This is a genomic window from Ochrobactrum sp. SFR4 (genome assembly GCF_019730395.1).
Lineage (GTDB): Bacteria > Pseudomonadota > Alphaproteobacteria > Rhizobiales > Rhizobiaceae > Pseudochrobactrum.
On the sequence record NZ_JAAPBB010000306.1, the window covers coordinates 1 to 386 of the forward strand.

1 pseudogene is annotated in these 386 nt (G+C 49.0%); it reads left to right on the forward strand.

Annotation, left to right across the window (positions count from 1 at the left end):
- Nucleotides 1-219, forward strand: a pseudogene (locus tag HBA93_RS19110) (putative 2-aminoethylphosphonate ABC transporter permease subunit); the annotation flags it as partial.
- Nucleotides 220-386: the final 167 nt, after the last annotated feature.

The following is a 386-nucleotide window of genomic DNA, read 5'->3' on the forward strand; positions in this document are numbered from 1 at the left end:
TTCGTCAATGCGATGACGACAGTCTCGGCAGTGGTCTTCCTCTATTCTGCGCATACAACGCTGGCTTCCGTAGCTGTGCTGAATATGGATGATGCAGGGGATGTGGCGCCTGCCGCCGCAATGGGGATGATGATCTTCTATACCAATGTTGCAGCGCGGTTGGTGCATTATGGCCTGTCACAAATGCTGCTGCGTAAAACACAAACATGGCGCATGTAGAATTATGCGCCTTTAACGACCGGCAGTTACAGAATATGTTGCATTACAGGGCTGTTTTTTGTTAAAAGCCACAAAATGCAACATTTCTGTGTCGGGAGTTGGCTGTGGTACAAAAATCATCGCATGTTGAACAGCATGGTCCGGTAGAGCATCGCATTCTCGCTTCG